Genomic DNA, 26,017 nt, shown 5'->3' on the forward strand with positions numbered 1-26,017 from the left:
TTTTCTCTATCGATTGAATGGATGGGGTGCATTCAGCTAGTCGACATTTACTGCTTCTAAGGCAAAATAAAATCCGAACATGAAACAAATAGTCCAAACGCTCATGATTTGAGTAAATACGAATGCCAGCATAGTTGGTTATCCTTTTCTTTCTGCGGAAGTTGTGGGTTGGTTCTGCACTGCTGTGCTTTGTTGAATTCACTATCCTCTAAATTTTCAGCAGAAAAAATCCTGAAAAGTTCAGATTCTTTCAGGTATGAGTTCAGGTATTGATATGGGCAATTAGCTGACTGATGCCTTGTTGGCAGGGTTTGCCCTTTTTTGAAGACAGTGGATATCTTCGAAGAACACTCGAATTGCCTATCTGATAACTGCCATTGTGTTGCCTAGGACAGATTTAGCTGCCATGAAACGTTGATGAGATCGCAAACCCATCCAAACCGTTGACTAAAACCATCATTCTCTAGAAACATAAACACTTCTCCGTCTTCAGACAGCCTCGCATAGAGCCAACTCTTCATCCGACTCACAATCAACAAAGATAGATGCAACCAAAGTCATGTTTAACGGGGGTATCAATACAGATAAATTCTCGCCCCCCTGACGTAAATGAGGCTTGTTCTATTTTGTCGTTTTTCTAACCCTCAGAATAGAAGGTTGCTTTCTGAACGTCTGAATTGAGGAAAAGGCTAGAAGTTCATTGCTTCTGCTGCAATGCAAACATCAGGTGTGTGCGGATGTGACTTGCCATCAGTTTATTCCTGGCTGACAACTTCAATCCTTACTCCAGCAGCCAAGCAAATAACTCTCTTACCGTAAGCTGTAACTCGTTGGCAAAAGAGGGTGCAGGAATGATTTTATCTGGCTCATCCAGGACTTCAGGTTCTTGCTTGGGACGATAGACAAACACTGTTTGTTCACCTGGGTCGATTAACCAACCCACTTCGGTTCCATGCTGCAAACAGTGAAGAATATTCTTTGTGACCTTTGTTTGGCTTTGATTGGGAGATAGGATCTCAACTACCCAATCTGGTGCAGTAGAAAACGCGTTGGCAATTTCCCCATTCTGATCGCGGGGAATTCGGTGCCAAAGAAACACTGCAATATCAGGAACGATTGAACGATGGCCAAATGTACAGCGCAGTTCAGGAAAGGCACGAGCAATACGTTTGGATTTAACGACCCCATTGATAGCAGGTACAAGTTCTCCTTGAATGACGCTATGTTTCCCTTGGGGTATTGGCTTTTGAATAATTTGGCTATCAAGGTATTCATTGGCAGGTTTCGTTTCTGGCAATTCCAAAAACTCTGCCAAGGTCAGCGTTTTTGAGGAGGGCTGTACCATTTAGGTTTACTCTTTGCCCGTAAGTTTGGAAACTCAACACTATTTTATCTAGAAACTGTATGGGGAGTACGTTTTTGCTGGGGATTACGACTATTGCGCCTGACAAATCACTAGAAAAGCTGGATTCTCTTTCATAATCAACGACCCAAGCCAGCTAACTCCAATTAACGGCCTTGCCTCACTGGCGTGAGTAGACCTCAAAAAACAATATGGCTATGGTTACTGAACGTCCGGTGCAGGGGTTGGCTAGAAATGGATTTAGCTCAAACTAAGGTGTTGGTTGAATGGTTAGCTTGAACCCAAGCGCTTTAGTAACTTCAGCTATCGTCGAAAATGTGGGGTTACCATCAGGAGACAGCGCTTTATATAGCCCTTCTCTACTCAAACCTGTATCTCGGGATAGCTGACTCATATTTTTAGCTCTAGCGACTACCCCTAGGGCATGAATAATTAAAGCAGGATCATCTTCGGCTTCTTCCAGGCATGCTTCTAGATATAGCTGAATATCTTCTTCTGTTTTGAGATGTTCGGCTGAATCCCAGCGGGTTATGCTTATGGCCATAACTCAATCCTCCAACTGTTTAGCAATTTCTTTAGCCCTTTTGATGTCAGCATTTTATGAGCCTTTATCACCACCAGAAAGCAATATGACAACCACTGGACCACGTTGTATAAAGTAAACCCTGTAACCAGGACCATAATGAATGCGAAGTTCGCTAACACCTTCCCCGACGGGGGCGACATCTCCAAAGTTGCCAATCTCGATACGGTCAATACGTGCTTGTATTCGCGCTTTAGCCTTTCGATCTCGCAGTTTCTTGAACCAATTAGCAAAAATGTCTGTTTGGCGCACCTCAATCATGTGTCAACCATAGTTAACGAGCAATAAGCTGTCAACTACAGTTATCAGTCAAGATGATTCTAGGCTGGGTCAAATTTTAACGGCTCGGCATCAGGGGCGCGAGAATTATTTTAAAGCGTTGACCAGTAGCGTGTTTCGAGCGTCCTGCCTGCATGCCATGGTTAGACTACAGCACAGAACATGCAAGACTTATACGCTAGAGGCGATCGCCCAAAACCAGAAAACGGTACTCACAAAAGTATAACTGGAGCAAAATGAAGACGGGACAAAGACAAGAAACACTTACTAAGCCATCAAAAATTACAACCAAAACGAGATAGTGGTAACAACAGACAAATGTATGGCTGAGACGAGAATATGATATCAGTGTTTTGGCTAATATTCCCAATCACTGAACTTAGGAGGTTTTTAAACATAACAAAAATATACAGTGTTTCGTTTCAGTAAGCTTGTTAATTTAGTCACTATCTAATCAACATCTTGCTCGCACAATGCCTCATACTACTATTTCTTGAATCACTGATTTAATTTCTGAATCAATTTCATCTTTCCTCATCAAGCTTGCCAACTTAGAAGTATCTTTTTCCTTTTTAAAGCGTAGATTATATTCTTTACAAACTTCATCTAATAAAAGATCACCAGGAACTATATCCATCTTCTTAGATTCCCAAATATTTTCTATTTCGTCAATTTTACTAGTGTAAATAGATTCAAGATTTCTTTTCTCTGTTTCTAACTGACTAATCATTGATTGAATTGATTCAGTGATTTTATCAACTCCCTCTTGATCTTGGAATTCTTCAAAAATTGATTTAGTTTCTGGATAAATGGGTTTGCAGACTATTTTTACTACTCGTTTGCAAATTGCAAATTGCTTTAAATTTTCTGCACATCCATTAATTTTATCTTGTACTTCGTTTTCTGTTGGTAATTCTTGATTAAGAGTATTCGATATTTTTCGTTTATACTCAATGAAGCTTCTTACTGCTCTCGGACAAATTAGATAGTTCTCCACTTCCCTCTTATTTAATACTTTAAGTTTTGCATTCTCCCCAAGCCTGGCTTGCATTTTCAAAATCTCAGAATCGTCCTTTTCATCTCTATCTATGAGGAACCACATCCTGACTTGACGTTTAGCTAGAAAGTTTAAAGTTTCTTCTGTAGCAAAATGAGCAAAATTACGTGCTCCACCCATACGAATAAATCCTACATTTGCTTGACTAAGATTAACGCCTAGTACAGAAGCCCATTCTCGAATTGCATCCTCGTCTGTTATACCCTCTACAAAAACAAGACGGTCAAACATAAATAGAGAGCTTAATCTAATACCAAGCTCTTGTGGAATCTTTGCTTCTGCCTCTCCAATATCAATTTGACGTATCTGAGTTGAATTTGGTTTCGTAACCAAATATACATTATTCATTTCAGCAGTATCTAAGAAATTAGTTGAGTGAGTTGTTATAAAAACCTGGCAATCACAACTTATACGTTTCAAATATCGCATCATACTTGTCTCAAGAGCTGGATGCAAATGTATTTCTGGCTCTTCAACAAGTAGTATATCTGGATGCTCAAACTCAACATCTAGTAATAGTCTTAAAGCTTCCTTTATGCCCGACCCATTTACTCCCACCAAAAAATTATCGACATCCATTTCGGCAGACATCTGATTTGTAGATATTGAGGAGTCGCTTTCAAATGCATCAACATACACACCTAATAATGCTGAAACTGTTTCTTGGATGTTTTTAAGAGCTTCAAATCCCCCTCTTCGCGTTTTTAATGAAAGAAGTCGTTCAGCCTCTTCTTTACCTATTCTCTTACGTTTCTCAGTAAGATAGAGAACGTTAATTTCACCTATTCTCTTCAAAAGAGTTTTGACGTAATGAGGTATTGATGCTTCTTCTCCAGCAAAAGTTCCTATTTTATTACTCAGGACTTTATTCACAGTAGATATTGATTCTTCTTTATAGCTAGTAGACAGATCAGGGATTGCACTTTTTAGATCTTCAATAGATGCTTGCGTCCCAACTCTTTCTTCAAGAATTTTTATGGTGTCACCATCAATTTTTCTAGCTAAATACTCAAGAGGGGGACGGTCACGTAAGTCAGGTCGAATATATCTTCTAAGACCGTCTAAATCTAGAGAATTCAAGTCCTCTGAAATATTATCTAACTCTTTAGATCGTAAAAAATTATCATATAGTTCCAAAGCACTTCTTTCATCTACACTCAAAATGATTCCTTCACAATTAAAAAGTGCTACTCCAGATTTAGGAATTCCTCCTAAACTCACTTTTTGAATATAGCTAAAGGTAGATGGTGGAGGCATAACAACAAGTGCCACAGAAAGATGAAGTGATGGATTAATTCCATCCACTGCATTTTTCATTTGCGGTGCTTCTGTAGCAATATCTCTTATCAAAGCATCTCTTTCAGATAATTTCAAAGAAAACACTAGATTAATCTCTATAGGATATTGAGATTCTTTGTTAAAGAAATCAATTTCCTTTCCAATATTAGGGCTGAGATTTAATACTTCCCCATTATTTATGCATTTAAAGAACGCATTTATAGCAGAAAGAGCACTTGATTTTCCAGAGTTATTTTTGCCTATAAGGACATTGAATTCTCCACAATCATCTAGTTTCGCATCTTCAATACTGCGAAATCTTTTGATTATTACATTTTCAAGCTTCATATTTTTATCGATGTTATTTCCTTAGAGAGGTATTTTTCGAGAGATAGGAGGAAGAATAGAATTTAAGCAGTAACCCTTACAACAATAAAATATATTTTATGATTCAAGTATGACTTTATTAAACAATACTTCAGACAGTTATAAATGCAACGCCTAGTATTCCTGATGTTTTCGTTGAGTCTAAAATCTTGAAAGCCTTATTTTTTCTTCAAATTTAAAACAATCCGAGCTATTACGGCTCAATTTCTCTATCAATAATTTCAAACCATTACTTTAATAATGAATTGGCTCTATCTTTACATTATTTCCTGACGAGTAATTCTACAATCTCACTCTCACTAAACATAAGGACTAACTATAATTAGAAGGCAAATTTCCTCCTAACACGAAATAAATTAATAGCTTGTCTGCTCCTTAAAGCCAAGCCTCTTCTACATTAGTACTACAGCAGAAAGAGTACGTATTACGGAAATTTCCCGATATGCAAAATTGTAGTTGATTATCTAAAAACAATATAGAAAAAGCATTTCTAGCATCTTTATCATGCAGCAATGAAGAATGTTAATGGACAAAATAACTGTATAAGTCCCAATATCGGTTGTTATCAGACACACAATGCCACCCCAAAAACTCCTTGACCAAGTCCGTGATGTAATGCGAACCAAGCATTATGCGTACAGTACTGAAAAAACTATGTGCAGTGGATCCGGCACTATATTATCTTCCACAACAAACGTCATCCTAAAGAAATGGCTGAACCTGAAGTTGAAGCGTTTCTGACTCATCTAGCCGTAAGCGAACATGTTTCTGCCTCAACCCAAAATTAAGCCCTCTGTGCCCTGATATTTCTGTACCGATACGTTCACAAATAGCCTCTGACTGAAACGACTGAAGCAGCGCGTGCCCAACGCTCACAACATCTACCCACAGTCTTTACCCCTGACAAAGTAAGCCGACTCCTCCAGTAAGGAAAGTTTAGACCAGATATTCTCTAGAATAGTGAAGCAAACGCAGACCTTCAGGAGTAATAGTAGTGGAGTCCCGTTACAATCCCACCGAGATTGAACCCAAATGGCAAGCAAGCTGGGCCAAACAGGGGCTAGATGCAACTCCTGAAGATACCAGCAAACCCAAATTCTATGCCCTGTCCATGTTTCCCTACCCCTCAGGTAGCTTACACGTCGGCCATACCCGCAACTATGTAATTACCGACGTCATCGCCCGCCTCAAGCGGATGCAGGGCTACCGAGTTCTCCAGCCCATGGGTTGGGACGCCTTTGGTCTACCTGCCGAAAATGCCGCCATCGCTCGGGGGATTCATCCCGCCGAGTGGACCTATGCCAACATGGCGCAAATGAAAAAGCAGCTAGAGCCTCTGGGACTCTCCATTGACTGGAGCCGGGAAATCGCCACCTGCTCTCCTGACTACTATCGGTGGACCCAGTGGATCTTTCTGCAATTTCTGGATATGGGACTGGCTTACCAGAAAGAAGCCGCTGTCAACTGGGACCCGGTGGACCAAACTGTTCTTGCTAACGAGCAGGTGGATAATGAAGGTCGCTCTTGGCGATCCGGGGCCAAGGTGGAGCGCAAACTGCTGCGCCAGTGGTTCCTAAAAATTACCGACTATGCGGAAGAACTCTTAACCGACTTAGATAAACTGACCGGCTGGCCTGAACGGGTCAAAACCATGCAGGCCAACTGGATTGGCAAATCCGTGGGGGCCTATCTGGAGTTCCCAATTGTGGGTATGGATGACAAGGTAGCCGTATTCACGACCCGCCCTGATACGGTCTATGGCGTCACCTATGTGGTGCTGGCCCCAGAACATCCCCTCACTCCCCAAGTCACCAGCAAAGCCCAGAAAAAAGCGGTGGATAAATTTATTGAAGAAGTTGGGGCCGAGAGCGAAATGGATCGCACGGCGGAAGACAAGCCTAAGAAAGGCATTCCCACAGGTGGCAAAGCCATCAACCCCTTTACGGGGGAAGAAATTCCCATCTGGATTGCCGACTACGTACTGTATGAGTACGGGACAGGTGCGGTGATGGGGGTGCCCGCCCATGACACACGAGACTTTGTCTTTGCCAAGCAGAATAAGCTGCCGATTCAAACGGTAATTGTGCCTGAAGGTAGTGATGCGGATACGCCCTTAGAAGCCGCCTATACCGAACCTGGATTGATGGTGAACTCCGGTGAATTTGATGGCAAAGCCTCCACCGAAGGCAAGCAGGCCATTATTGCCAAAGCCGAGACCAAAGGCTGGGGAAAGGCTAGGGTGCAATATCGTCTGCGGGATTGGCTGATTTCCCGACAGCGCTATTGGGGCGTGCCGATTCCGGTGATTCACTGTCCCAAGTGTGGGGCTGTGCCCGTACCCGAAGCCGATCTGCCCGTGGAGCTGCCCGAAGATGTGGAGTTCTCGACTCAAGGTGGATCGCCCCTGGCCAAACTAGAATCCTGGGTCAATGTCGCTTGTCCCACCTGCGGGGCAGATGCCAAACGGGAAACCGATACCATGGATACCTTTATTGATTCGTCTTGGTATTTTCTTCGTTATCCCGATGCCAAAAATGACAAAGCAGTCTTTGATTCAGCGAAAGCCAATGATTGGCTACCCGTTGATCAATATGTAGGTGGGATTGAACATGCGATTTTGCACCTATTATATTCGCGATTTTTTACGAAAGTGATGCGCGATCGCAAACTCCTCAACTTCGATGAACCCTTCAAAAAGCTGCTCACCCAAGGGATGGTGCAAGCTCTCACCTATAAAAACCAGGAGACGGGGAAGTATATTGCACCTATTAATGTTGATGCTGACGATCCTAAGGATCCAGAAACAGGTGCACCCTTGGAAGCCTTTTACGAAAAGATGTCCAAGTCTAAATACAATGGCGTCCCCCCGGAAGAGGTCACCAATAAGTACGGAGCCGATACCGCCCGTCTATTCACCTTATTTAAGGCCCCCCCTGAAAAAGATCTGGAGTGGGAAGGCGCAGATGTGGAAGGTCAATTCCGGTTTCTGAATCGGGTTTGGCGACTGGTCAGTGAACATGCCGCCCAAGCCAAGGGCAAGAAAGCAAAGGTAAATAAAGCCAAGCTCTCGAAAACAGAGAAGGAACTGCGAAGATCCGTTCATATTGCCATCAAAGAAACCAGTGAAGATTTAGACGGCGATTATCAGTTCAATACTGCCGTATCCGAACTGATGAAGCTGAGCAATGCCCTCAGTGATTCCAAGGAGAAAGCGTCTCCCGTCTATGCCGAAGGTGTGGAAACCTTGCTGCTGCTCCTCACCCCCTTTGCCCCCCATATCAGTGAAGAGCTGTGGGAGAACCTAGGGCATTCCGAGTCGATTCTGGGTCAGCCTTGGCCTCAGGTGGATAAAGAGGCTCTGGTGGCCGATGAAATTACCTTAGTGATTCAAATTATGGGCAAAACCCGAGGCACTATCCAAGTGCCGGCTGGAGCCAGCCGGGAAGATTTGGAACAGCTCGCCCGCGAGTCGGAAGTGGCCCAGCGGTATATTGCTGACAAAGAAGTGAAAAAGGTGATTGTCGTTCCGGGCAAGCTGGTGAACTTTGTGGTGCCAAAATAGTACTGAGGCCGTCAGGCTAGGGTATCTAAGGACTGGGCAATATCCTCAAACACTGGGGTGGAATTCATAATAAAGGTGTGAATGGCAGGCACGGTCACTACCCTGTGACCGCCACTGGCTTCTGCAACTGAGAGAATGCCATCGTTTAATTCGTTGCCAAAGGGGAGCCACGAGGCCCTGGGACCACCCGTGCCAACGTAGATTTTGGTATGGGGCGGTAGAGTGAGTTGGTCAATAAAACTATCCTGGGCGAGTAACTGTCCCATTTCTCCTGTGAGCAGCCGATAGAGGCCGACTTTGGAGAAGAATTTGGCGGCTTTACAGGCCATCATGGGTGGGGCGAGGAAGAAGCAGGCTACTGGTGGAGGGGAGATTAACTTGGGGTAGGCGTTGCGGATAATAATGGTGCCGAGGGAATGGCCCAACAGGGTATAGGGTTGGGAACTGATTTTAGTGTGAATCCGTTGCACCAATCGGTCTGTGACGGTTTGCAAGGATTCTAAGGTGGGGGAATAGCCAAATAGGTGGGGGGTATGGCCCAGCTTGCGGAGTCGGTGCTGTAAGTACAGCATGGACAGGGGCGTTCTACCCATACCATGAATCAATACTACATTTAGTCCCATCCACTTACGCTCAGCACTATGCATCGATAGAGATCATTATTGCTTTTAGCTGTAAGTTATGGCGTGACTATTTGCGATCTCAGTTCGATGGAGGTTGCGATCACTGGACTTAAAATCTAGTTGGATCGAACTTCCAAATCTTGAGATTGATAGCGCTTGGAGTTACGATTCGATTATTGGAGATGGTGAAACCGAGGCAGGAAAAGTCATTGTCAGTAACGAGAATTGTAGATGTCTTAGAGCTGGAATAGGGGCGACCATAGAGTCAAACAATATCAATCAGCAATCTCAAAAGGGTTAATCAGGGATGCCCCTGTATCAGCAAAATCACTCACATTACGAGTCACCAAAGTTAAGTCACGAGTAAGAGCAATAGCAGCAATTTGTTTGTCGATGGCATTTTGGGGGTGGGGAGCGCATAAACACCCCCATACCTGAGCTTCCACTTCCGTAAAATCGAGAATATGGTCAGCATAGCTGTCTAAAATGGTTTGCAACCAATTCTCTAATAGGCTAGCTTGCGGTAAATCACCACGATAGCGAATCAGTTCAACCCCTCGACGTAACTCTCCAATAGTGATGGCACTGATGTATAAGCGAGCTTTTTGCTCAGCAGCAACCTGAAAAAACTTCCGTACACCCGGATCAGCTCTTGCCTGCTTGCGGAGTTCACTAATGACGTTGGTATCAATCAAATACATCTTGAGCTAAGTCATCCTGGATTCGCTCAAAATCTTCGTCACAGCCAACCTGTGGAATTTGGCAAAGAACTTCAGAGAAGGACTTCTGGGGTGGATGAAACAATACCTGTTCTAAGATTTTGCGATGTTCGGCCTCAGCGCTCACGCCATTCTGACTAGCCCGCATCTTTAAGGCTCTGACTATAGAGTCGTCAATATTACGAACAATCAGATTTGCCATAAACTTTACTGTAGTTTAGGGATTCTCTCTAACGATAGCATTGATATCATTATATGATCCTCAACTGCTTATGCCACCACATCAGGTACCTGACTAAATACGATTGAGAAGGTTCGTATACCCTAAAAATTCGTTCTTCCAGTCGCCATAAACACCTGAGAGTCCACAGGCAGAACATTCACAGCCTAAATAAAACCACCGCACATCTTCACTCATACGGTAGAGAGCCACCCCTGCCATAATTTCAAATTGATCATTATCACAGGAGCAATTTACTGGGTAAACGGCTTCGACTTCATCGATATAGTCATCACTATCGCCAATACCATGCTCGGTATCGCAGGCAGTACAGATTCGTGCGGCCACCCCTTCCTCTTCATTGATGACTAGTCGAAAAACATTACGGTCGCAGCATTTGGCAACAGCAAAGTGTTCAGCTTTGTAGCCATTTTGGATGCTGTAGTCGATGATTTGCGATTGCAACAGTGCTTCATTCATATCCTCAATCGTAAGGAGATTGACCCATGTTGTCTTGCTCTAAACCCTAATCAGTTTCTCTGCTGGCATGGAAAGTCAGGAACGAGTGTGGCTGGTCTAGGGTCAGTTTCCTTAACGGCAACGTCACTCTAACGGATGATCTCAATCGAGAATGTTAAAACACCTCACCAAAGTTGCTCAAATAGGCTGCTTGTCTCTCTTCTTTTTTCTACCTAGCCGCGTTGATGCTCAGCTCATGACTGACCAGAAAATCCGTGTCGCTGGTGTAGAACGTGAATATCACCTTTTCGTGCCTGATGATCACCACAACGCCCCGGTGGTTTTGCTGTTTCATGGGCACACCAACAGCAGTGATGAATTAATCGGGCTATCTGGCAAAAGAGCCCCTCAGGCTTCGTTTCGAGTTTGGCTGGATATTGCGAAAAAAGACAATGTTATTTTAGCCATCCCCAATGGCCGCTACGTCTCTAGACGAGAAAAAGGGTGGAACGATTGTAGGGCTGACGCTCCCACCAATTCAAAGGCGGATGATGTTCTGTTTATCAACAAGCTTCTGGATTCCATTGTGGACGAGTACAAAGCGAATCCCAAACAAGTCTATGCCACTGGACATTCAAACGGTGGGCATTTTGCCATTAGACTCGCTCAAGAAATCCCCGAAAAAATAACAGCATTTGCCGCAATCTCTGCTTCCAATGCCGCTAATTCAGAGTGCAAAGATGCAAATATTCCGGTTTCCGCATTGGTTATGAATGGCACTGCAGACCGTTTTTTGCCCTATAGCGGCGGCCCAATGATGGCCAAGAGAGGCGATGTCTTATCAACCGCTGGAACGCTTCATTATTGGATCAAGAGAAATGGCACCGACCCGTTCGCTGAAATGGACAAGTTGCCCGACACGACCGTGAAAGATCAAAGTAGAGCCGAGAAATATACCTATAAAAACGGCATCAACAATACTGAAGTTGTTCTGTTTAGAATCTTGAATGGTGGTCACACCACTCCCAGCATTCAAGTAAGAAACAGGAGGCTTCTCCTGCGCATACTAGGGAACCAAAACGCTGATATCGAGATGGCCGATGAGGTTTGGTCATTCTTTAAAACGAAAAAGAAATGAATTGGCATGGAAAACATGTCTTCATGGGAGCAGAGATCTATCGAGATAGATTGTTCCCGTAGTCTTAGCCATCTGTGGCTGCTTTCTTTTGCGATTTGAGGGTTGCCAAATAGGTCCGTAAAAAGGGTAATCCACCAATGGCGGGCAGAAAATAGCGCATAGTACACAGAAGCCCTAAAGCAGCACCTGTTGCTTCATCAAAGTAATTGGCATAGAGGGCAATTAGGGCCGCATCACGAGTACCAACCCCTGCAAAAGTCAGAGGTAATAATCCTGCCAAAATGGCCAGCGGAGAGAGGGCAAGGCTGACAATAAAAGGCACCGTAGCCTTCAGCGCTAAGGTAAAAAACCAAATCTGCACCATGTGCAGAAACCAGATAAAAATTGAGGTGCCTGAGACCTTGGCCAATTGAATCCGATCTTGCCAGAAATGTTGCTGCATTTCTTGCCAGGATTCTTGCAGACTCTTAAATTTCTGACTAATCCCCTTAGGCGTGATCTTTCTCAGGATGCCAAAAAATAGGTGGGCAAATTTAGCAGACCCTAATAACAGTAGCCCTAGGGTCACCCCTGCCACCACTCCAGCCGTCATGGTCCAGAAAAAGGCATCTTTTTGGGGATAGAGAATCAGACCAAATGCACACCAGAACAACAGCGACAGCATGTCGCAGGTTTTTTCGAACACCACCAGAGAGACCGAGAGGGTGCCGGTCAGATAGCCGCGATCGCGAATAAAATACGCCTTGGCTATATCTCCCATTTTGGAAGGCAAGACCATATTTAGGGTACTGGCTGCCAACACGAGTTTGTTCGCTTCCCCTGCCCCCATCCCTGAACCGGAAGGCATTAATTGCTGCAATCGCCAGGAGGTAAATCCCGTCAGGGGAATCACCATTCCCAGACTGATCACCATCCACTTCAAGTCACAATTGCGGAAAACCTCAATCAGTCCCTGGAAGTCAATCTTTGAGTAAATAATGCAAAGAATGAGAACGCTAACGGCAATGGAAATGGGGCGTTTGTACCGTTTCATATCAAAGTTTGCGCTCCAGTTTAAAGGATTCTCCTGCCCCTAAAGATCGGACATGCTGGGTTAGGTCTTGCCAGGGCTGTAACTGTCCCACCTGAAAGGTCCGACTCATCACCACATAAATTGAGGTTTGAGCGCCACCCAAGCCCATTGACAGAACATTCTGCCAAGAGGGGGACTGTAATTCATCCGTCACCACCCAGTATCCTTCTTGCCAACTAAAACTACGCTTGAACTGAAAATCAGTGCTATTTTTGCCCGTAATCAGCATTTTTTGCAGCAGTGACCGGATCAAGTTGGGAAAGAATCGGCCCACCGTCAACATGACCACTCGCAAAATCATCAGATTCAGGGGCGTCATTTGTTTCTGTTTGGCCCAGCCCAAAGCCCCTTGCACCAAAATTTGGTCTTCTTGGAGGGTACTGGGGTAATCCCCAACCAAATGGCCGACGGCATTTTTAACTTTGCCCCCCTCTTTTACTTGCAAAGATAGGTGCGTATCCGATGCCACCAGCTGCCCATGACGAAAGAACTTAAACACCCCACCTTTATTCAGGGCCAGATACAGCTCCGTATCCCCTCGTCGATCAATTAGAACTCGGGCTTCGGGTAACCAAAACCGTCCCTGGGGACGAGGTTTTTGCGGCGGACGAGCAGGGACAAAATCCTGCCAGGCCAATAGATAGTTCCAAGTATGATGGCCGACAATATGGTCGTCGGCATAGCAAGACCCTAGGCCATTCGCCAATCCAGCTAATATCCGGTCATTGATATTGAGCGCTTCCGGCCACCATTTACCCACTAGTTCAAATCCGTGGGGGAAAAAGTTGTAGGTATTCCGGCTGGTATATTCTCCACCATAGGACCCGTCGGGATGGACGAACTCTGCTACCAAGGCCACTGCTTTTTTCAGCGCCGTTTGCAGTTGGTCCGTCGGATGAAGTTCATAAATTCTGGCCAGACAGGAAATCGTTAAGGTGTGGTAGCCCGGATCGCAGCCTTCATATTCTTGAAACCAGCCTTCAGGATTTTGCCATTCAAATACGCGGGCTAGGCGCTCCGCCTTGGCCTGATCCCATTTAGACGTTTTCAGCAACTGAGACACTTGCTCCAGGCAAAGCACTATCAGCGCCTGGTGATTGGTCAATCGACCACTTTCATTGTGATGGGCCAGCCAGTCTGCTCGCAGTTCAAAAAAGCGCAGGGCCTCTTCATTCTGCAATCCCAATAAGGTATAGCTTTCCACACAGGCCAACAGGGAAAAAGCGGCAGCCCCACCCGCTCGCTCAAACGGGAAATAGTCATCGCAGGAGCCATCTTTATGGGCACTGCGAGCCGCAAACAGAATTCCCGCTTCAACCCAATTGCGAATTGATTCCTGTTGATAATACTGATTGCTGGGCAGTTGATGGGCACAAACTAACGCCAGGGGCCAGACAAACTCCTGGGACATGCCGCTGGGGAAATCAATGATTTTGTATTGCCAATAGTTGCGATCAAAACAACCATAGTGGGGACTATGGGGGTTCCGATCCTGCAAGGTCAATATCTTGGGAATCTGGGCTAAGGCAATCTGGGCAAAAAGATCTTTATTCATCCTTTGTTATGGGACTCCAAGTCAGCTCGGCGTTGCCGCAGCTGGATATCTTCCAACAGTTTACGATTGACCGTTAATAAATCAGCTAACAAGCCAAACATATAGAGCTGAAAGCCAATCAAAATTAACACTGCCGAAATAATCAGACTTGGTGCCCGAGCTCGGGTCGGATCTTGGAAATACAAAATCAACCAACGGATCCACAGGAGTAGACCGAAAACCGATGGAATACTGCCTAGAAAAGTAAAGAACTTCAAGGGCCGATAGGCCATGAAAATCCGCAGAATGGTGAGAATAGATCGCTGAATATAGGAAGCGATACTCTTGACCAAACGGGACGGTCGCAAATAACCATTTGTGCGAATCGGCACAGAGGTAATCACCATGCCATGTTGTCCCGCTTGAATAATGGTCTCCAAGGTATAGGTATATTCATTGAACACATTCATCCGCAGGGCAGCGTTGCGGCTAAAGGCTCGAAACCCGCTAGGCGCATCGGAGATATTTGTGCCACTGGCAATTCGCACGACCCAGCTGCCTAGTTTTTGTAGAAATTTCTTGGCCGGGGAAAAATGCTTGATTTTCTGAATGGGTCGGGCTCCGACAACGACCTCGGCTTGCCCCGCCAGGATAGGGGTAATCAATTTAGGAATATCATCCGCGCAATATTGATTGTCGGCATCGGTATTCACAATGATGTCAGCACCGGCCTTTAAACAGGCTTCAATTCCGGCCATAAAAGCTTTAGCCAAACCTTGGTTATGCTCTAGATCAACCACATGGTGCACACCGTTGGCTCGGGCGACCTCAACCGTGTTATCGATGCTGCCATCATTGATAATCAGCCATTCCACACAATCAACACCGGGTAATTCTTTCGGCAGCTCATTGAGGGTAATGCCAAGGGTTTCTTCTTCGTTAAAACAAGGAATTTGGATGATGAGTTTTGTCATAAATCAGCTAAATATAGGCTGTGCTTGGCAATTAAACTGACTCTGTGCTTATTCTGGCATGCAGTTTGCTAAATCTAGCTCCTGCTATATATTTTTATGTCTCCTTGCTCCCAGGTTTGTCGGTAACTTCGATCACCAAGCTGGAGGTCCGTTTGGTCCAGATATTCAGGTTTCACCGTCATCACCATACAGGCTTCAAAGTCTTGGTGGGGTGCCTGAGAGGCAAGCTCCGACGATGGATTATCTACCTGAAGATGCTCAAACCGAATGGGGCGGTTGGACTGCTCTCGACCTAGCTTCCAAAGGGGATATTCCCAAGTATCGCCACCAATAATCAAACCCACATCGCTGCAGGGTTGCTCGGCGATATAATCCACGGTGGCTAAAAAAGGCTTGGCCAGTTTGGGACGGCTACTAAAGTAGCGATCCGTTCTAGATTGGTTAAAGATGGTAACGACACTGCGCTCTTCAACGAATTGCGTATTGATCACTAGGGGACGCGTTTCATTGCACAGCACCCAAAAGAAGGAAATGGCTAGAAAACCCGCAGTGATTGCATTGGCAATGGGCTTTTTGAATAATTCAGAGAGGGCCATGCCCACCCAGGGAGACAGCAATATAAAAATAGGCAGGTGAAGTCGACTGCGCCAAGGAGACCAAATTACGAGGAAGCAAAACAGCAAAAATCCCCCTAAGCAGCAGAGTAAATAGGTGGACCACAAAAGCTGTTCGCGAGTCTTCAGGCGCTTTCTAAATAGGACGAATACGACAATGCATAGGAGGATCAGTAGCAAATGTTGGGGATTCCCCGCCAAGTCTTCATGGTTGACCAGGCTATGCATATCAAATTTTTGGCCTGGGGGAGAGGTAATACTCGGATCGCTCGGGTCTAAGCCCATGACTTGGTGGATCGCCGTCACAATCCGAATGGTGATCAGATTAATAGATCGAATTGGGGTACTCAGATGGAGGGCTAAATTTCGCAGAATATTGGAAATCAGGACGGGTAAACCATAGGAGCCGCTGTCTTGTCCCGTCGGGCCAAATAAAGAATCAAAGACTTTGAGATTGCGAGAATATTGCCCTAAGTTCATCAGTACAATAATGCCGCAGGACACTCCTAAGGGTTGCCAAACTTTCCAGCGCAGATATCGAACGCCTACGAACAACAGCCATAGGGCAAAAGGAAACCCATACAAATAAGCCGTTGGTTTCGTCAGGATAGCTAAGCCCAAGCTCGCTCCCAAGGCCGGAACATAGGTCCAACCAATCCGATTTTGAATCGTGACTAGGGAGAAGTAGACGAAGCATACGAGCCACAGAGAAACCACATAGTCTGTTTGCGTACTGGAAGACTGCAAAATCCCCATGGGGATGGTGGCACTGATGACGACGGCAACGAGTTGCGATCGCAACTTCCCGCCCAGCCGTTCTGTAATGAGCGATACTCCGATCAGACTGAGCACCATACTCAGCCATTGCAGCAAGTTGAGGAATAGATCGCCTGTCAAAATAAACACTTGGACCACGGCAAAAGCAGGTCCTGGCCCAGAATATAGCTGCCTAGGGATATGAGTTGGATAATGACCCACACTTTGATTTTGAGCCCAATGAATGACCCTGCCCAGATGGTAGGTCATGGAATCCCAATTATTCGGGGGGGATAACAGAGCTGTAATTCCTGTTCCCAAGACGATACCAATGACACCGACCAGGAGAACTTGCTGAAAGCGAGTGAAGGATTGATCGCTTGCTTCTGACTGAGGTTTGAGGCTAGCTTTGCGGGAATGGCGAATATACCAGAAGCCCAGCCCCAGGTTGACCGCAATCCAAGCAATCAGTAACCCTTCTACTGCTAGGGCCGAGAATAAGCTCAAAAATTCGGCAATCACCGTGGCGATCACGGCCCAAGACACGGCTGACAATAGAACAGCCGTACGCCAATCCTGATCTCGACGATAAATGAGATACAGCAAGATATAGGCAGAGATCAAAAAAATGACAGGCATCGAATTACGTATCTACTTTATGGGACAGATCAACGGTCAATCGTTGTTAGTTATTCCAGCAAAAATAGTCTGAGCAAAGTTTTCAGCGGAGTTTTGTTCTGCCCATATTCGCATCTTCTCTGGATTGTAGAAATCATTCCTGGATGCACCTATTAATTTCATCATGCCTTCACTAATTTGTTCCGGCTGAGTGGAATCTATCGACAACCCTAGCTGGTGCTGCTTCACCATGGCCCCCATTAAACCAAAGTCGGTACTGAGCACGGGCTTTTGTGTCGCCGCAGCCAGCAACAAAATACCACTCATTCCTACATGTTTTTGGTAGGTTGCCAGAATCACATCCGACATCCGAAAGTAGGACCAGACCTCTTCTTCCGAAACAAACTGATAATTCCGAATAATTTGCACCGGTTGAGAAGCCGTAATTTCGGTGATGCGCGCTTCTAGCTGTTGCTGAATCTTGGATTCACCGACCAGCACCAGGCAAAGCTGTCGCCCCCAGTCGGAAGATAACTTCTGAATCGCATCTAGGATTTGATGAATCCCTTTGCGGCCATCAATGGCCCCAAATAATAAAAATACGGTTCTCTCAGCTTCAATCCCCAAATCATCTTTTAAGGTACAAACTGCAGATGGGGGTGGGACAAACTCCACGGGATCGGGCAAATGGATAATCTCAGCTTGACTAGGCCGCTGCTGCAAAGCCGGTACAGCCAGAGGATCCAAGCAAAATAAAGTGGCCAACCGTGAATTCCGCAAAACTTTGTTTAAGTTTAAATTCTCTCGACCTTGATTCAATTTTTGCCGCCAGTTCAATGGGGGCTGCACACCTAGTTGACGATAGTGTAGCGTGGGTCGAAAATAAATCCCTGAGAAAGAACAGGGCGGTTTTAGCCACCATGCTATGGATAGGAAATAGGTATCCAAATACATAATCAGACCGTGGTTCACCTGTAGCTGACTCGCATAGTCACAAAACAATCTCCATTCTTGAAGGTTGCGGAGGTTACGGTCTATTGGTTTTTTTCGCGACTTTAGAGCAGATTCTTGTGGATGGGTAATGGCAATAAACCGAATATTCGGGTTTAATTGCTGTTCTGCAAACTCAACAACATCGGCATGCTCCGTTAAGAAGCGAGGCGAAACCACAATCGAAAGAATCTGAAAGTGCGTCTGAGTATGCCAATACCGAATGAGATGGCGAATGTAGTTAGGATGATGGCCCCGAATAGATAGATCGAAAACTAACAAATGAGGGGTAGTCTTCTCGGAGTCATGGGTTATGCCTAACGCCTGTTGGCTGCTCTGCATTGTTTTTTTATTGCGTTTAAAGTAATGAATGAATAGTAACTGCCCCTAGCCAATTTTATAAGGGGATGCAAACGCTTAAACGAACCATAAAATTTGCTAGTTGTGTGGAAGATCACATTACAGATTACAGATGTGTTTAATGATACAGGTATATCGTCTGGAGTAGCTTGCAAGTGTCCCATCCATCCACTACGATTTCATTCTTTCTAACCTATTTCGGCGGCGGCGGTGCCGAGCGAGTATTAATCAATCTTGCCAGTGGATTTATTAAAAATGGATACCAAGTTGACTTTGTCCTCGGGCAAGCTTGGGGGCCCCATCTCAAAAAAATTCCCCCTGAAATAACAGTGGTTGATTTGAAGGCCTCAGGCAGTTTTGCCAGCATCAGAAAGCTAGCCCAGTATCTCAAGCAAACAGAACCCCAAGCGTTAATTTCTGGTATGCATTTTGCCAATGAAGTCGCGATTCTAGCAAAACGACTCGTCAAGACAAATACGGTGGTCATCGCGACTGAACACAACACATTAACCCACTCGTTAAAACACAATAAGAACCGCAAGAAAAGGATCATTCCCTTCGCAATTCGCTTGTTATATCCTTGGGCGGATAGCGTCGTGACCGTATCCCAAGGAGCAACGACCTCCTTAACAGAAATCAGCAGTATATCTCCAGATAAAATTACAACGATTTATAATCCAGTCATTGCCCCTGACCTTTTTTCCAAAGCCAAGGCTGATATCGATCATCCCTGGTTCCAACCTGGAGAACCGCCGGTCATCATTGGTGTAGGCAAGCTTGAACCCCAAAAGGATTTCCCCACGTTAATCCGAGCCTTCGCTAGAGTCCGCAAGCAAATTCCCTGCCGATTGGTCATTTTGGGATGGGGACCCGACTTAGACAAGCTACAAGAATTCACGGCTGAGGTGGGTGTCCAAGAAGATGTTGATTTAATGGGTTATGTGGATAACCCCTACCCCTATATGGCTCGTGCTAAGGTATTTACCTTGTCATCTGCTTGGGAAGGACTACCCACGGTTTTAATTGAGGCGTTAGCCTTAGGTAAGCCTGTTATTTCAACGGATTGTCCCAGTGGCCCTAGGGAAATTTTACAAGGGGGTAAATATGGGGCATTGACCCCTGTTGGTGACGATACAAGTTTGGCCACAGCGATTTGTGACGTTCTGAACCAGCAGTCTCAAAGTGATGTTTCCGAATGGCTGCATCAGTTTTCAATAGAAGCTTCAACCAACCAATATCTGAATTTGATCAACACGCTTAAAACGGCTGCTTGATAGTATTTATATGTTTCGTGTGGGAGTAGACTGTGATTATGGAAAACTCTAAACCTATTGTTAGCGTTATCATTCCCACGTTTAATAGAGCTAACCTACTGATACCTGCCATTCAAAGCGTATTGAATCAAACTCTCGAAGATTTTGAATTGATAGTCGTCGATGATGCGTCTACGGATGACACTCAACAAAAAATTACAGGTATTGACGACCCACGAGTGCGATACATTTTGCAGGAAAAAAATCTCGGTGAGTGCGGTACCCGAAACACAGGCTTAGGTGCAGTCCAAGGCCAATACATTGCTTTTTTGGATTCCGATGATGAATGGTTGCCCAACAAGTTAGAAAAGCAACTCAATGTGTTCCAATCTGCCCCGGATGAAGTGGGTGTGGTTTATTCATGGCTGCAGGTGATGAACGATCAGGGAAAGATCGTTCGGATGCGAAAACCTGATATTAACGGAGATGTTAAGGATTATCTGATCTATAAGAATCTCATTGGCACACCGTCAACGGTCATGATCAAGAAAGAGTGTATTGAGTCAGATCTGCAGTTTGACACCAATCTTCGGTGTTGCGGGGATTGGGATATGTGGTTGCAGATTTCTGAAAGCTATCAGTTTGAAGTGGTCCCTGAACCTTTAGCCCTTTATCGTGATCATGATGAAGATGAACGGGGCTCAACCAACCATGCCATGGTAACTGAAGGGCATCTCGTCTTTGTAGATAAGCATCACCAAGGCATTGAAGAGTTTTATCGGCAGCCGAGCACGTTAGATAACAAGCATAAATCTCTATATTTGTTTGAAATCGGCAGGCGGTTGATGTGTCATGGGCATGAAATAGGTCTAGTGGATGCCATCAACACAGGCAAAAGATATCTTTACTTAGCGGTACTAGCCAATACGTTTGACGTTTATTTGTGGATGAATTATTTTGCTGCTTGCTGTGGCAGTGTCTTTTATACTTCGTTCATTCAAGTAGAGAATCGCTTTCGATCAAAACTGGGATCAATACGAAGAAAAGTGACTTTCTCATATAGTCTCCAGTAAGTAGGTTGAGTTTTAACTTGGACTCCCAAAGCGACTATAAATGTCTTAAATCAGTGTTTTGGCTGAATCTGGAAAAGGACTCAGCACGCAGTTGCCCTTAGAATAGCGACTGACCATAGTCAGGTAGAATATTTCAGCCCTAGTTCGAAACTGGGTTGAACTAAAATAATGGTCAATTTTCAGAATCTCAAGACCTACGAGTCTAGTGGGATTGTTCAGCACTACGCTCAACTCCAGCAGTTACAACCTGCTGAAGCAGCCATACTGACCCAACTAAAAGACCAGTTGCCCACAATGACCATGCTGGATATGGGAGTAGGGGGAGGGCGAACCACTCAACACTTTGCCAAGCTTGCTGCAGATTACAGGGGTATCGACTATTCGTCTGGGATGATCAGTGCTTGCCAAAAACGATTTGCAAGTTCTATAGACCCCAACTCTTTTACCGTCTGCGATGCGCGGGACATGAGTTGTTTCGCTGACAACACGTTTGATTTTATTCTGTTTAGTTTCAATGGCATTGACTATATTGAGCATTGCGATCGCATCCAGGTATTGCAGGAAATCCAGCGTGTGGGCAAGCCAGGGGGCTATTTCTGCTTTTCTACCCATAACCTTCAAGGAATGGAGCAGGTATTTAATTGGCGATCGCATCTCAGCTACAACCCCATCAACACCTATATAGAACTCGTGATTTGGGCCTTACACAGAGTCTTTAATCGCTCTTACTCCCTAAAACAGCTCCAATCCTCTATCCATGCCATGATCCGAGACGAACCCCATAATTTTCGCCTGCGCACCTATCATATTCGCCCCCAAGAACAACTCATTCAACTCGCATCAAGATTCAAAAACATCAAAGTTTACTCCTGGAACCAAGGAATTGAACTGAGTCCTAGGGACCTAGCTTCAAATACAGACATGTGGCTCTACTATCTCTGTAACATTCAATAACAACACGGCAAAGAAATATCTAATTCATCGCCCCATCCAATTCCTAGACCTGACTTTCTTCACAAGACCCTTGCAATTTGTAATACCGCCTTGCAGTCGCTGTAGAATACGCAACTAATAGTTCTGCACTGATTAAATATGTCAGAAAAGATACTTGGTGGACGGTACAAAATTCTGCAACCTCTTGGGAGTGGAGGGTTTGGTGAAACTTTCCTAGCTGAAGATACTCAATTTCCTGGCAATCCTCACTGCGTCGTCAAGAAACTGAAGCCTCAGCTAGAGAATCCCAGCATCTGGCCAGATGCTTGCCGCCTTTTTCAGCGAGAGGCAGAAAGCCTTTCCCAGCTAGGTAATCATGATCAAATTCCCAGGTTACTAGCCCATTTCGAAGAAGAAGAGCATTTCTTCCTCGTCCAAGAACTGATTAATGGGGCAGATCTAAGTCGAGAACTGGTGCCAGGTAAACAGTTTTCGGAATACTACACGGTCACATTATTAGATGGAATTCTAGAAGTCCTCGAATTTGTCCACCAGCAGGGGGTCATTCACCGAGATATGAAGCCCTCCAACCTGATTCGTCGCCAGCCCGATGGCAAAATTATTCTGATTGATTTTGGAGCAGTTAAGGCCGTTGGTCTACAAACCACCATCGCCCATGGCAATACGGCTCAAACGATCAGCATTTGTACCCCTGGATATACCCCCAATGAGCAATATTCAGGCCAACCCAAATTCAGTAGTGATGTCTTTGCTGTGGGTATGGTGGGTATTCAAGCCCTGACAGGTCAACTTCCCAATCAACTAGAAAAGGATCCGCAGACTGGAGAAGTGATTTGGCAAGATCAATCCACTGTCAGTCCTCACCTCGCCACCATCCTCAACAAGATGGTGCTCTATGACTTTCGGCATCGCTACCAAAATGCCACCGAAGCCAGAGCCGCTTTGCAGTACTTGCTAACCACGCAACCGATTTCACAACCCATACTTTCTGTCTCTACACCAACTACCGCAATTTCAAGTGACCCCAATGTTGCACCGCTATCTAGTGCCCTGCCCTCTTCCCCCTCAATGTCGATGAAACCCAAGTTACCCATCCGCACTTTCTTCGCCGCACTGCTTTTAGGCTTATGCGGTGGCGCGGCAAGTGCCGTATATGTTGTATCTCGTTACTTTCCTACCGCTTTTGCACCAACCGTAGCTTCTGCACCTTCTGAAACCTCGGAGACTTCTGTGCCAGATAAGACGGTGGTGGAAGGTGGACCGGGGGAAGGGTTTACGCCTGAAGTATCTGGGAAAGGCGCTGCCGACACTGACGCTTCCCCTGAAACCATTACAGCGGCCAGCGCACCTGTAGTGGTGGATTACACGCCCCTAAAAGAGTCATTAGCTGCTGGGCAGTGGAAAAATGCGGATCAAATCACCCGCGACTTACTTCTCAGTGTTACTGGACGCGCAGGCAGCACTCTTCGTGTGGAAGATTTAGAACAGATTCCTTGTAAAGACCTACGCACCATCAACCAATATTGGGAGCAATCGAGTCAAGGACGATTTGGATTTAAAGCTCAAACAAAAGTTTGGCAAAACTTGGTTGGGAAATTTACAGATAACACCAATGTTCAGCATAATAACTCAGACACTGCTCTAATTGAGTTTGTCAAACGAACGAAGTGGTTTTATCCAAAATACGGTAGCATTTTGCCTTATAGATATGGAAATTTAGCCTTTGCCTTAAATTCTCCACTAGGACATTTACCCGCAAAAGTATTTTTACCATTCGAATCCCCCAACGACTCAACATCTTTGAAAGGTGCAGCAATTTTAATTCCAACGCTGGCTCAAAGAGTTTCTTTTTGTGAGCGTGAGACTGCACCAAATAAGTCTTCCACTTAGTACATCAAGACCAGTGACAGTAGTGGAGATGGAGACTCTATGTCTCATCCAAATGCTCAGCAACGGCTTGATAAAGACTAAAAACATGCTGATCTTGTAACTGATAAAACACATGCCTACCCTGCTTGCGATAACTCACTAACCGAATGGACTTGAGGGTTCGCAATTGATGAGACACCGCTGATTCGCTCATATCTACGGCTACGGCTAAGTCTTTAACACAGAGTTCTTTCTCAGCTAGCAAAGACAATATCCGTAATCGATTTGCATCGCCTAGCAGACTAAAAAACTCAGCCATTCGTTGTGCTTTAAGAGGATCTAAAAGCTGCCCCTGCAGTTGTTGGGTTTGCTGTGGCGGCAGGGTAAAGCTTGGATTACAGTCAGGCTCAGTAGTTAGTCCAGAGGAATGGTTGAGTGATTGGTCCATACCAATATTGTAAATCTCTCGATCGGTGATGACCTAGCCAATAATCTTGCTCTGGTTGCTTGTGCATTATGGATCTCAAAGATACGATTATGGTGCAAGAAAACCCAATTTCATCGTGATCCCCTTATCCAGAATCATCCTCCAACTCAAGGATGTAACAGCTCGGGTATGGTTTTCACCCACCCACCCTTTACCTTCGTCAGACTTAACAGCCCTCTATGGCTCAACAAGAAGATACCCAGCTAACAGGCCCCGGCATTGGATTGACATTCTTGTATTACTTCAGCATGACAGTAATCATTGTGATGTTTGTGGGATCTCGTTCTGAAGCCTTTACCTTTGCCTCTCCTGAACTGCGTCAGTACGGTACTCTAGCAGGTTTGATAGCTGGCATCATTGGCACTATCATCAACCGTAATGTGGCGATGGTCATTACCTTTCAAAATCGCACTCAATTTCAATCTCGCCTCAACAAAAAGATGGCAGAAATCGGGTTTGAGCTAGAAGAACTTGAAGAAGAAACAGCTGATATCAATTCAAACCCTGAGTCAGAGGAAGAATACTTGAGCTATTCTCGACCAGGCTTAGCTGGAAAGCTTGCAGGAGGGATATATGTAATCATGTTCGATCGTTCCGCCACTATTTCTAGTCGAGCCATCAATATTCGACGTATTCGCAAGCTCCTATAAAGCAGCTACTTAGGCGAAGATCCACGATCAAGCGGTACCATGATCAGTGTTTCTTCACCTCAAATTTGTACTCCATCTTCTCTCGACTACTATGGCTAATCCGGATCCATCCCAGGTACCTGCCTCTACTGATAATACCGAGGCCACAGCAACACCTTCAGAACCAGCAGCCGTAGAAACATCCGAAGCTACTGAACAAGGCAGTGCAGCTCGCCAACTATTAGGTATGAAAGGGGCTGATACGGGCGATACCAATATTTGGAAAATTCGCTTGCAGCTGATGAAACCCATTACCTGGGTCCCCCTTGTCTGGGGGGTAATTTGTGGAGCCGCTGCATCCGGTCATTTTACCTGGACCTTTGAGCATGTTTTGATGTCAGCTGTTTGCATGTTGATGTCTGGGCCATTGCTAACGGGATATACCCAAACCATCAATGACTTCTACGATCGCGATATTGATGCCATTAACGAACCTTATCGCCCCATCCCCTCCGGAGCCATCTCTATTCCCCAAGTTGTAACCCAAATTATTGTCCTGCTAGCAGCGGGCATAGGTGTTGCTTATGGGCTCGACCGTTGGGCGGGCCATGAGTTTCCCACATTAACAGTACTCGCGATTTTTGGATCCTTTATTTCGTTTATCTACTCAGCTCCCCCCATCAAACTCAAACAAAATGGCTGGACGGGCAATTTTGCCTTAGGAGCTAGCTACATAGCTTTGCCTTGGTGGGCAGGCCAAGCCTTATTTGGCACTCTCACTCCCAAAGTCATGGTGTTAACGCTGGCTTATAGTCTGTCAGGATTAGGCATTGCTATTATCAACGACTTCAAAGCCGTAGAAGGTGATCGCGAATTAGGACTCAAATCTCTCCCAGTTGTCTTTGGAATTAAAAAAGCTGCCTGGATTTGTGTGCTGATGATCGATGTTTTCCAGATTGGCATGGCACTATTCTTAATCAGTATTCACGAGAATCTATATGCCGTTATCCAATTTTTACTGGTCATTCCTCAAATTACCTTCCAAGATATGTACTTTCTGCGTGACCCCGTCAAAAATGACGTAAAATATCAGGCCAGCGCCCAGCCATTTCTGGTACTAGGTACGCTAGTAGCGGGTTTAGCCATAGGCCATGCGGGTTTGTAGC

General features: G+C 45.2%; 23 protein-coding genes. 9 read left to right on the plus strand and 14 right to left on the minus strand.

The genetic code is table 11. From position 1 onward, the window contains the following. Positions 1–781: 781 nt before the first annotated feature. The 4 genes from I1H34_RS17270 to I1H34_RS17285 all read right to left on the minus strand — a co-directional run bounded on the left by I1H34_RS17270 (position 782) and on the right by I1H34_RS17285 (position 4,908). Complete coding sequence (locus tag I1H34_RS17270; RefSeq protein ID WP_212662245.1) at positions 782–1,345, minus strand: Uma2 family endonuclease; 564 nt, start codon at positions 1,343–1,345, stop codon at positions 782–784. Between the two features lie 268 nt (positions 1,346–1,613). After that, positions 1,614–1,907, minus strand: coding sequence for an addiction module antidote protein (locus I1H34_RS17275; RefSeq protein WP_212662246.1), 294 nt, complete (start codon positions 1,905–1,907; stop codon positions 1,614–1,616). A gap of 54 nt (positions 1,908–1,961) precedes the next feature. Next, complete coding sequence (locus I1H34_RS17280) at positions 1,962–2,207, minus strand: type II toxin-antitoxin system RelE/ParE family toxin (RefSeq protein ID WP_212662247.1); 246 nt, start codon at positions 2,205–2,207, stop codon at positions 1,962–1,964. Positions 2,208–2,703: 496 nt separating this feature from the next. Beyond that, positions 2,704–4,908 (minus strand): ATP-dependent nuclease, encoded by a 2,205-nt coding sequence (locus I1H34_RS17285; RefSeq protein ID WP_212662248.1) that lies wholly within the window; start codon positions 4,906–4,908, stop codon positions 2,704–2,706. Between the two features lie 695 nt (positions 4,909–5,603). Between I1H34_RS17285 and I1H34_RS32960 the strand changes: the two genes are divergently transcribed. Together I1H34_RS32960 and leuS are read left to right on the plus strand one after the other, a co-directional pair. Then, on the plus strand, positions 5,604–5,735 hold the full coding sequence (locus I1H34_RS32960) for a phage integrase N-terminal SAM-like domain-containing protein (protein WP_315874842.1): 132 nt from the start codon (positions 5,604–5,606) through the stop codon (positions 5,733–5,735). 206 nt (positions 5,736–5,941) lie between these two features. Beyond that, on the plus strand, positions 5,942–8,509 hold the full coding sequence (gene leuS / locus I1H34_RS17295; protein ID WP_212662249.1) for a leucine--tRNA ligase: 2,568 nt from the start codon (positions 5,942–5,944) through the stop codon (positions 8,507–8,509). A gap of 11 nt (positions 8,510–8,520) precedes the next feature. On the opposite strand, the gene I1H34_RS17300 is transcribed toward leuS, so the two are convergent. The 4 genes from I1H34_RS17300 to I1H34_RS17315 all read right to left on the minus strand — a co-directional run bounded on the left by I1H34_RS17300 (position 8,521) and on the right by I1H34_RS17315 (position 10,551). Further along, positions 8,521–9,102 carry an esterase/lipase family protein gene (locus I1H34_RS17300; protein ID WP_249369338.1) on the minus strand — a complete coding sequence of 194 codons (582 nt, stop codon included), beginning with the start codon at positions 9,100–9,102 and terminating at the stop codon, positions 8,521–8,523. A gap of 305 nt (positions 9,103–9,407) precedes the next feature. Beyond that, entirely contained in the window at positions 9,408–9,833 is a 426-nt protein-coding gene (locus I1H34_RS17305) for a type II toxin-antitoxin system VapC family toxin (RefSeq protein ID WP_212662250.1), read from the minus strand. Next, positions 9,820–10,053, minus strand: a complete 234-nt coding sequence (locus tag I1H34_RS17310; protein WP_212662251.1) for a FitA-like ribbon-helix-helix domain-containing protein — start codon at positions 10,051–10,053, stop codon at positions 9,820–9,822. The genes I1H34_RS17305 and I1H34_RS17310 overlap by 14 nt, the downstream gene beginning before the upstream one ends. Positions 10,054–10,146: 93 nt before the next feature. Beyond that, the gene (locus I1H34_RS17315) at positions 10,147–10,551 is read right to left on the minus strand and encodes a hypothetical protein (RefSeq protein WP_212662252.1); all 405 of its coding nucleotides are present in this window, start codon (positions 10,549–10,551) and stop codon (positions 10,147–10,149) included. 151 nt (positions 10,552–10,702) lie between these two features. Between I1H34_RS17315 and I1H34_RS17320 the strand changes: the two genes are divergently transcribed. After that, on the plus strand, positions 10,703–11,668 hold the full coding sequence (locus I1H34_RS17320) for a CE1 family esterase (RefSeq protein WP_212662253.1): 966 nt from the start codon (positions 10,703–10,705) through the stop codon (positions 11,666–11,668). Between the two features lie 64 nt (positions 11,669–11,732). Here the strand turns inward: I1H34_RS17320 and I1H34_RS17325 are convergent, their stop codons facing one another. The 5 genes from I1H34_RS17325 to I1H34_RS17345 all read right to left on the minus strand — a co-directional run bounded on the left by I1H34_RS17325 (position 11,733) and on the right by I1H34_RS17345 (position 18,568). Beyond that, the gene (locus I1H34_RS17325; protein ID WP_212662254.1) at positions 11,733–12,701 is read right to left on the minus strand and encodes a lysylphosphatidylglycerol synthase transmembrane domain-containing protein; all 969 of its coding nucleotides are present in this window, start codon (positions 12,699–12,701) and stop codon (positions 11,733–11,735) included. Position 12,702: 1 nt separating this feature from the next. After that, positions 12,703–14,295, minus strand: coding sequence for a hypothetical protein (locus tag I1H34_RS17330; protein WP_212662255.1), 1,593 nt, complete (start codon positions 14,293–14,295; stop codon positions 12,703–12,705). Next, on the minus strand, positions 14,292–15,248 hold the full coding sequence (locus I1H34_RS17335; protein ID WP_212662256.1) for a glycosyltransferase family 2 protein: 957 nt from the start codon (positions 15,246–15,248) through the stop codon (positions 14,292–14,294). Before I1H34_RS17335 ends, I1H34_RS17330 begins: the two co-directional genes overlap by 4 nt. A 74-nt stretch (positions 15,249–15,322) precedes the next feature. Further along, positions 15,323–17,257 (minus strand): ArnT family glycosyltransferase, encoded by a 1,935-nt coding sequence (locus tag I1H34_RS17340; RefSeq protein WP_212662257.1) that lies wholly within the window; start codon positions 17,255–17,257, stop codon positions 15,323–15,325. A 36-nt stretch (positions 17,258–17,293) separates the two neighbouring features. Continuing rightward, a complete protein-coding gene (locus I1H34_RS17345; protein WP_212662258.1) occupies positions 17,294–18,568 on the minus strand; it encodes a glycosyltransferase in 1,275 nt (424 codons plus the stop codon). Positions 18,569–18,741: 173 nt separating this feature from the next. Between I1H34_RS17345 and I1H34_RS17350 the strand changes: the two genes are divergently transcribed. From I1H34_RS17350 to I1H34_RS17365, 4 genes are all read left to right on the plus strand, one after another. Further along, positions 18,742–19,860: a glycosyltransferase gene (locus I1H34_RS17350; RefSeq protein ID WP_249369340.1), complete on the plus strand. Its 1,119-nt coding sequence runs from the start codon at positions 18,742–18,744 to the stop codon at positions 19,858–19,860. Positions 19,861–19,898: 38 nt separating this feature from the next. Beyond that, on the plus strand, positions 19,899–20,912 hold the full coding sequence (locus tag I1H34_RS17355) for a glycosyltransferase family 2 protein (RefSeq protein ID WP_212662260.1): 1,014 nt from the start codon (positions 19,899–19,901) through the stop codon (positions 20,910–20,912). Between the two features lie 168 nt (positions 20,913–21,080). Beyond that, the gene (locus I1H34_RS17360) at positions 21,081–21,866 is read left to right on the plus strand and encodes a class I SAM-dependent methyltransferase (RefSeq protein ID WP_212662261.1); all 786 of its coding nucleotides are present in this window, start codon (positions 21,081–21,083) and stop codon (positions 21,864–21,866) included. A gap of 138 nt (positions 21,867–22,004) precedes the next feature. After that, on the plus strand, positions 22,005–23,756 hold the full coding sequence (locus I1H34_RS17365) for a serine/threonine-protein kinase (protein WP_212662262.1): 1,752 nt from the start codon (positions 22,005–22,007) through the stop codon (positions 23,754–23,756). Positions 23,757–23,793: 37 nt separating this feature from the next. Here I1H34_RS17365 and I1H34_RS17370 read toward each other — a convergent pair whose 3' ends face one another. Next, the gene (locus tag I1H34_RS17370; protein ID WP_212662263.1) at positions 23,794–24,183 is read right to left on the minus strand and encodes an ArsR/SmtB family transcription factor; all 390 of its coding nucleotides are present in this window, start codon (positions 24,181–24,183) and stop codon (positions 23,794–23,796) included. 218 nt (positions 24,184–24,401) lie between these two features. On the opposite strand from I1H34_RS17370, the gene I1H34_RS17375 reads away from it, so the two are divergent. Beyond that, complete coding sequence (locus tag I1H34_RS17375; RefSeq protein WP_212662264.1) at positions 24,402–24,872, plus strand: hypothetical protein; 471 nt, start codon at positions 24,402–24,404, stop codon at positions 24,870–24,872. A 91-nt stretch (positions 24,873–24,963) separates the two neighbouring features. Next, positions 24,964–26,016 carry a chlorophyll synthase ChlG gene (gene chlG, locus I1H34_RS17380; RefSeq protein WP_212662265.1) on the plus strand — a complete coding sequence of 351 codons (1,053 nt, stop codon included), beginning with the start codon at positions 24,964–24,966 and terminating at the stop codon, positions 26,014–26,016. Position 26,017: the final 1 nt, after the last annotated feature.

This window comes from Acaryochloris marina S15, from assembly GCF_018336915.1.
GTDB lineage: Bacteria > Cyanobacteriota > Cyanobacteriia > Thermosynechococcales > Thermosynechococcaceae > Acaryochloris > Acaryochloris marina_A.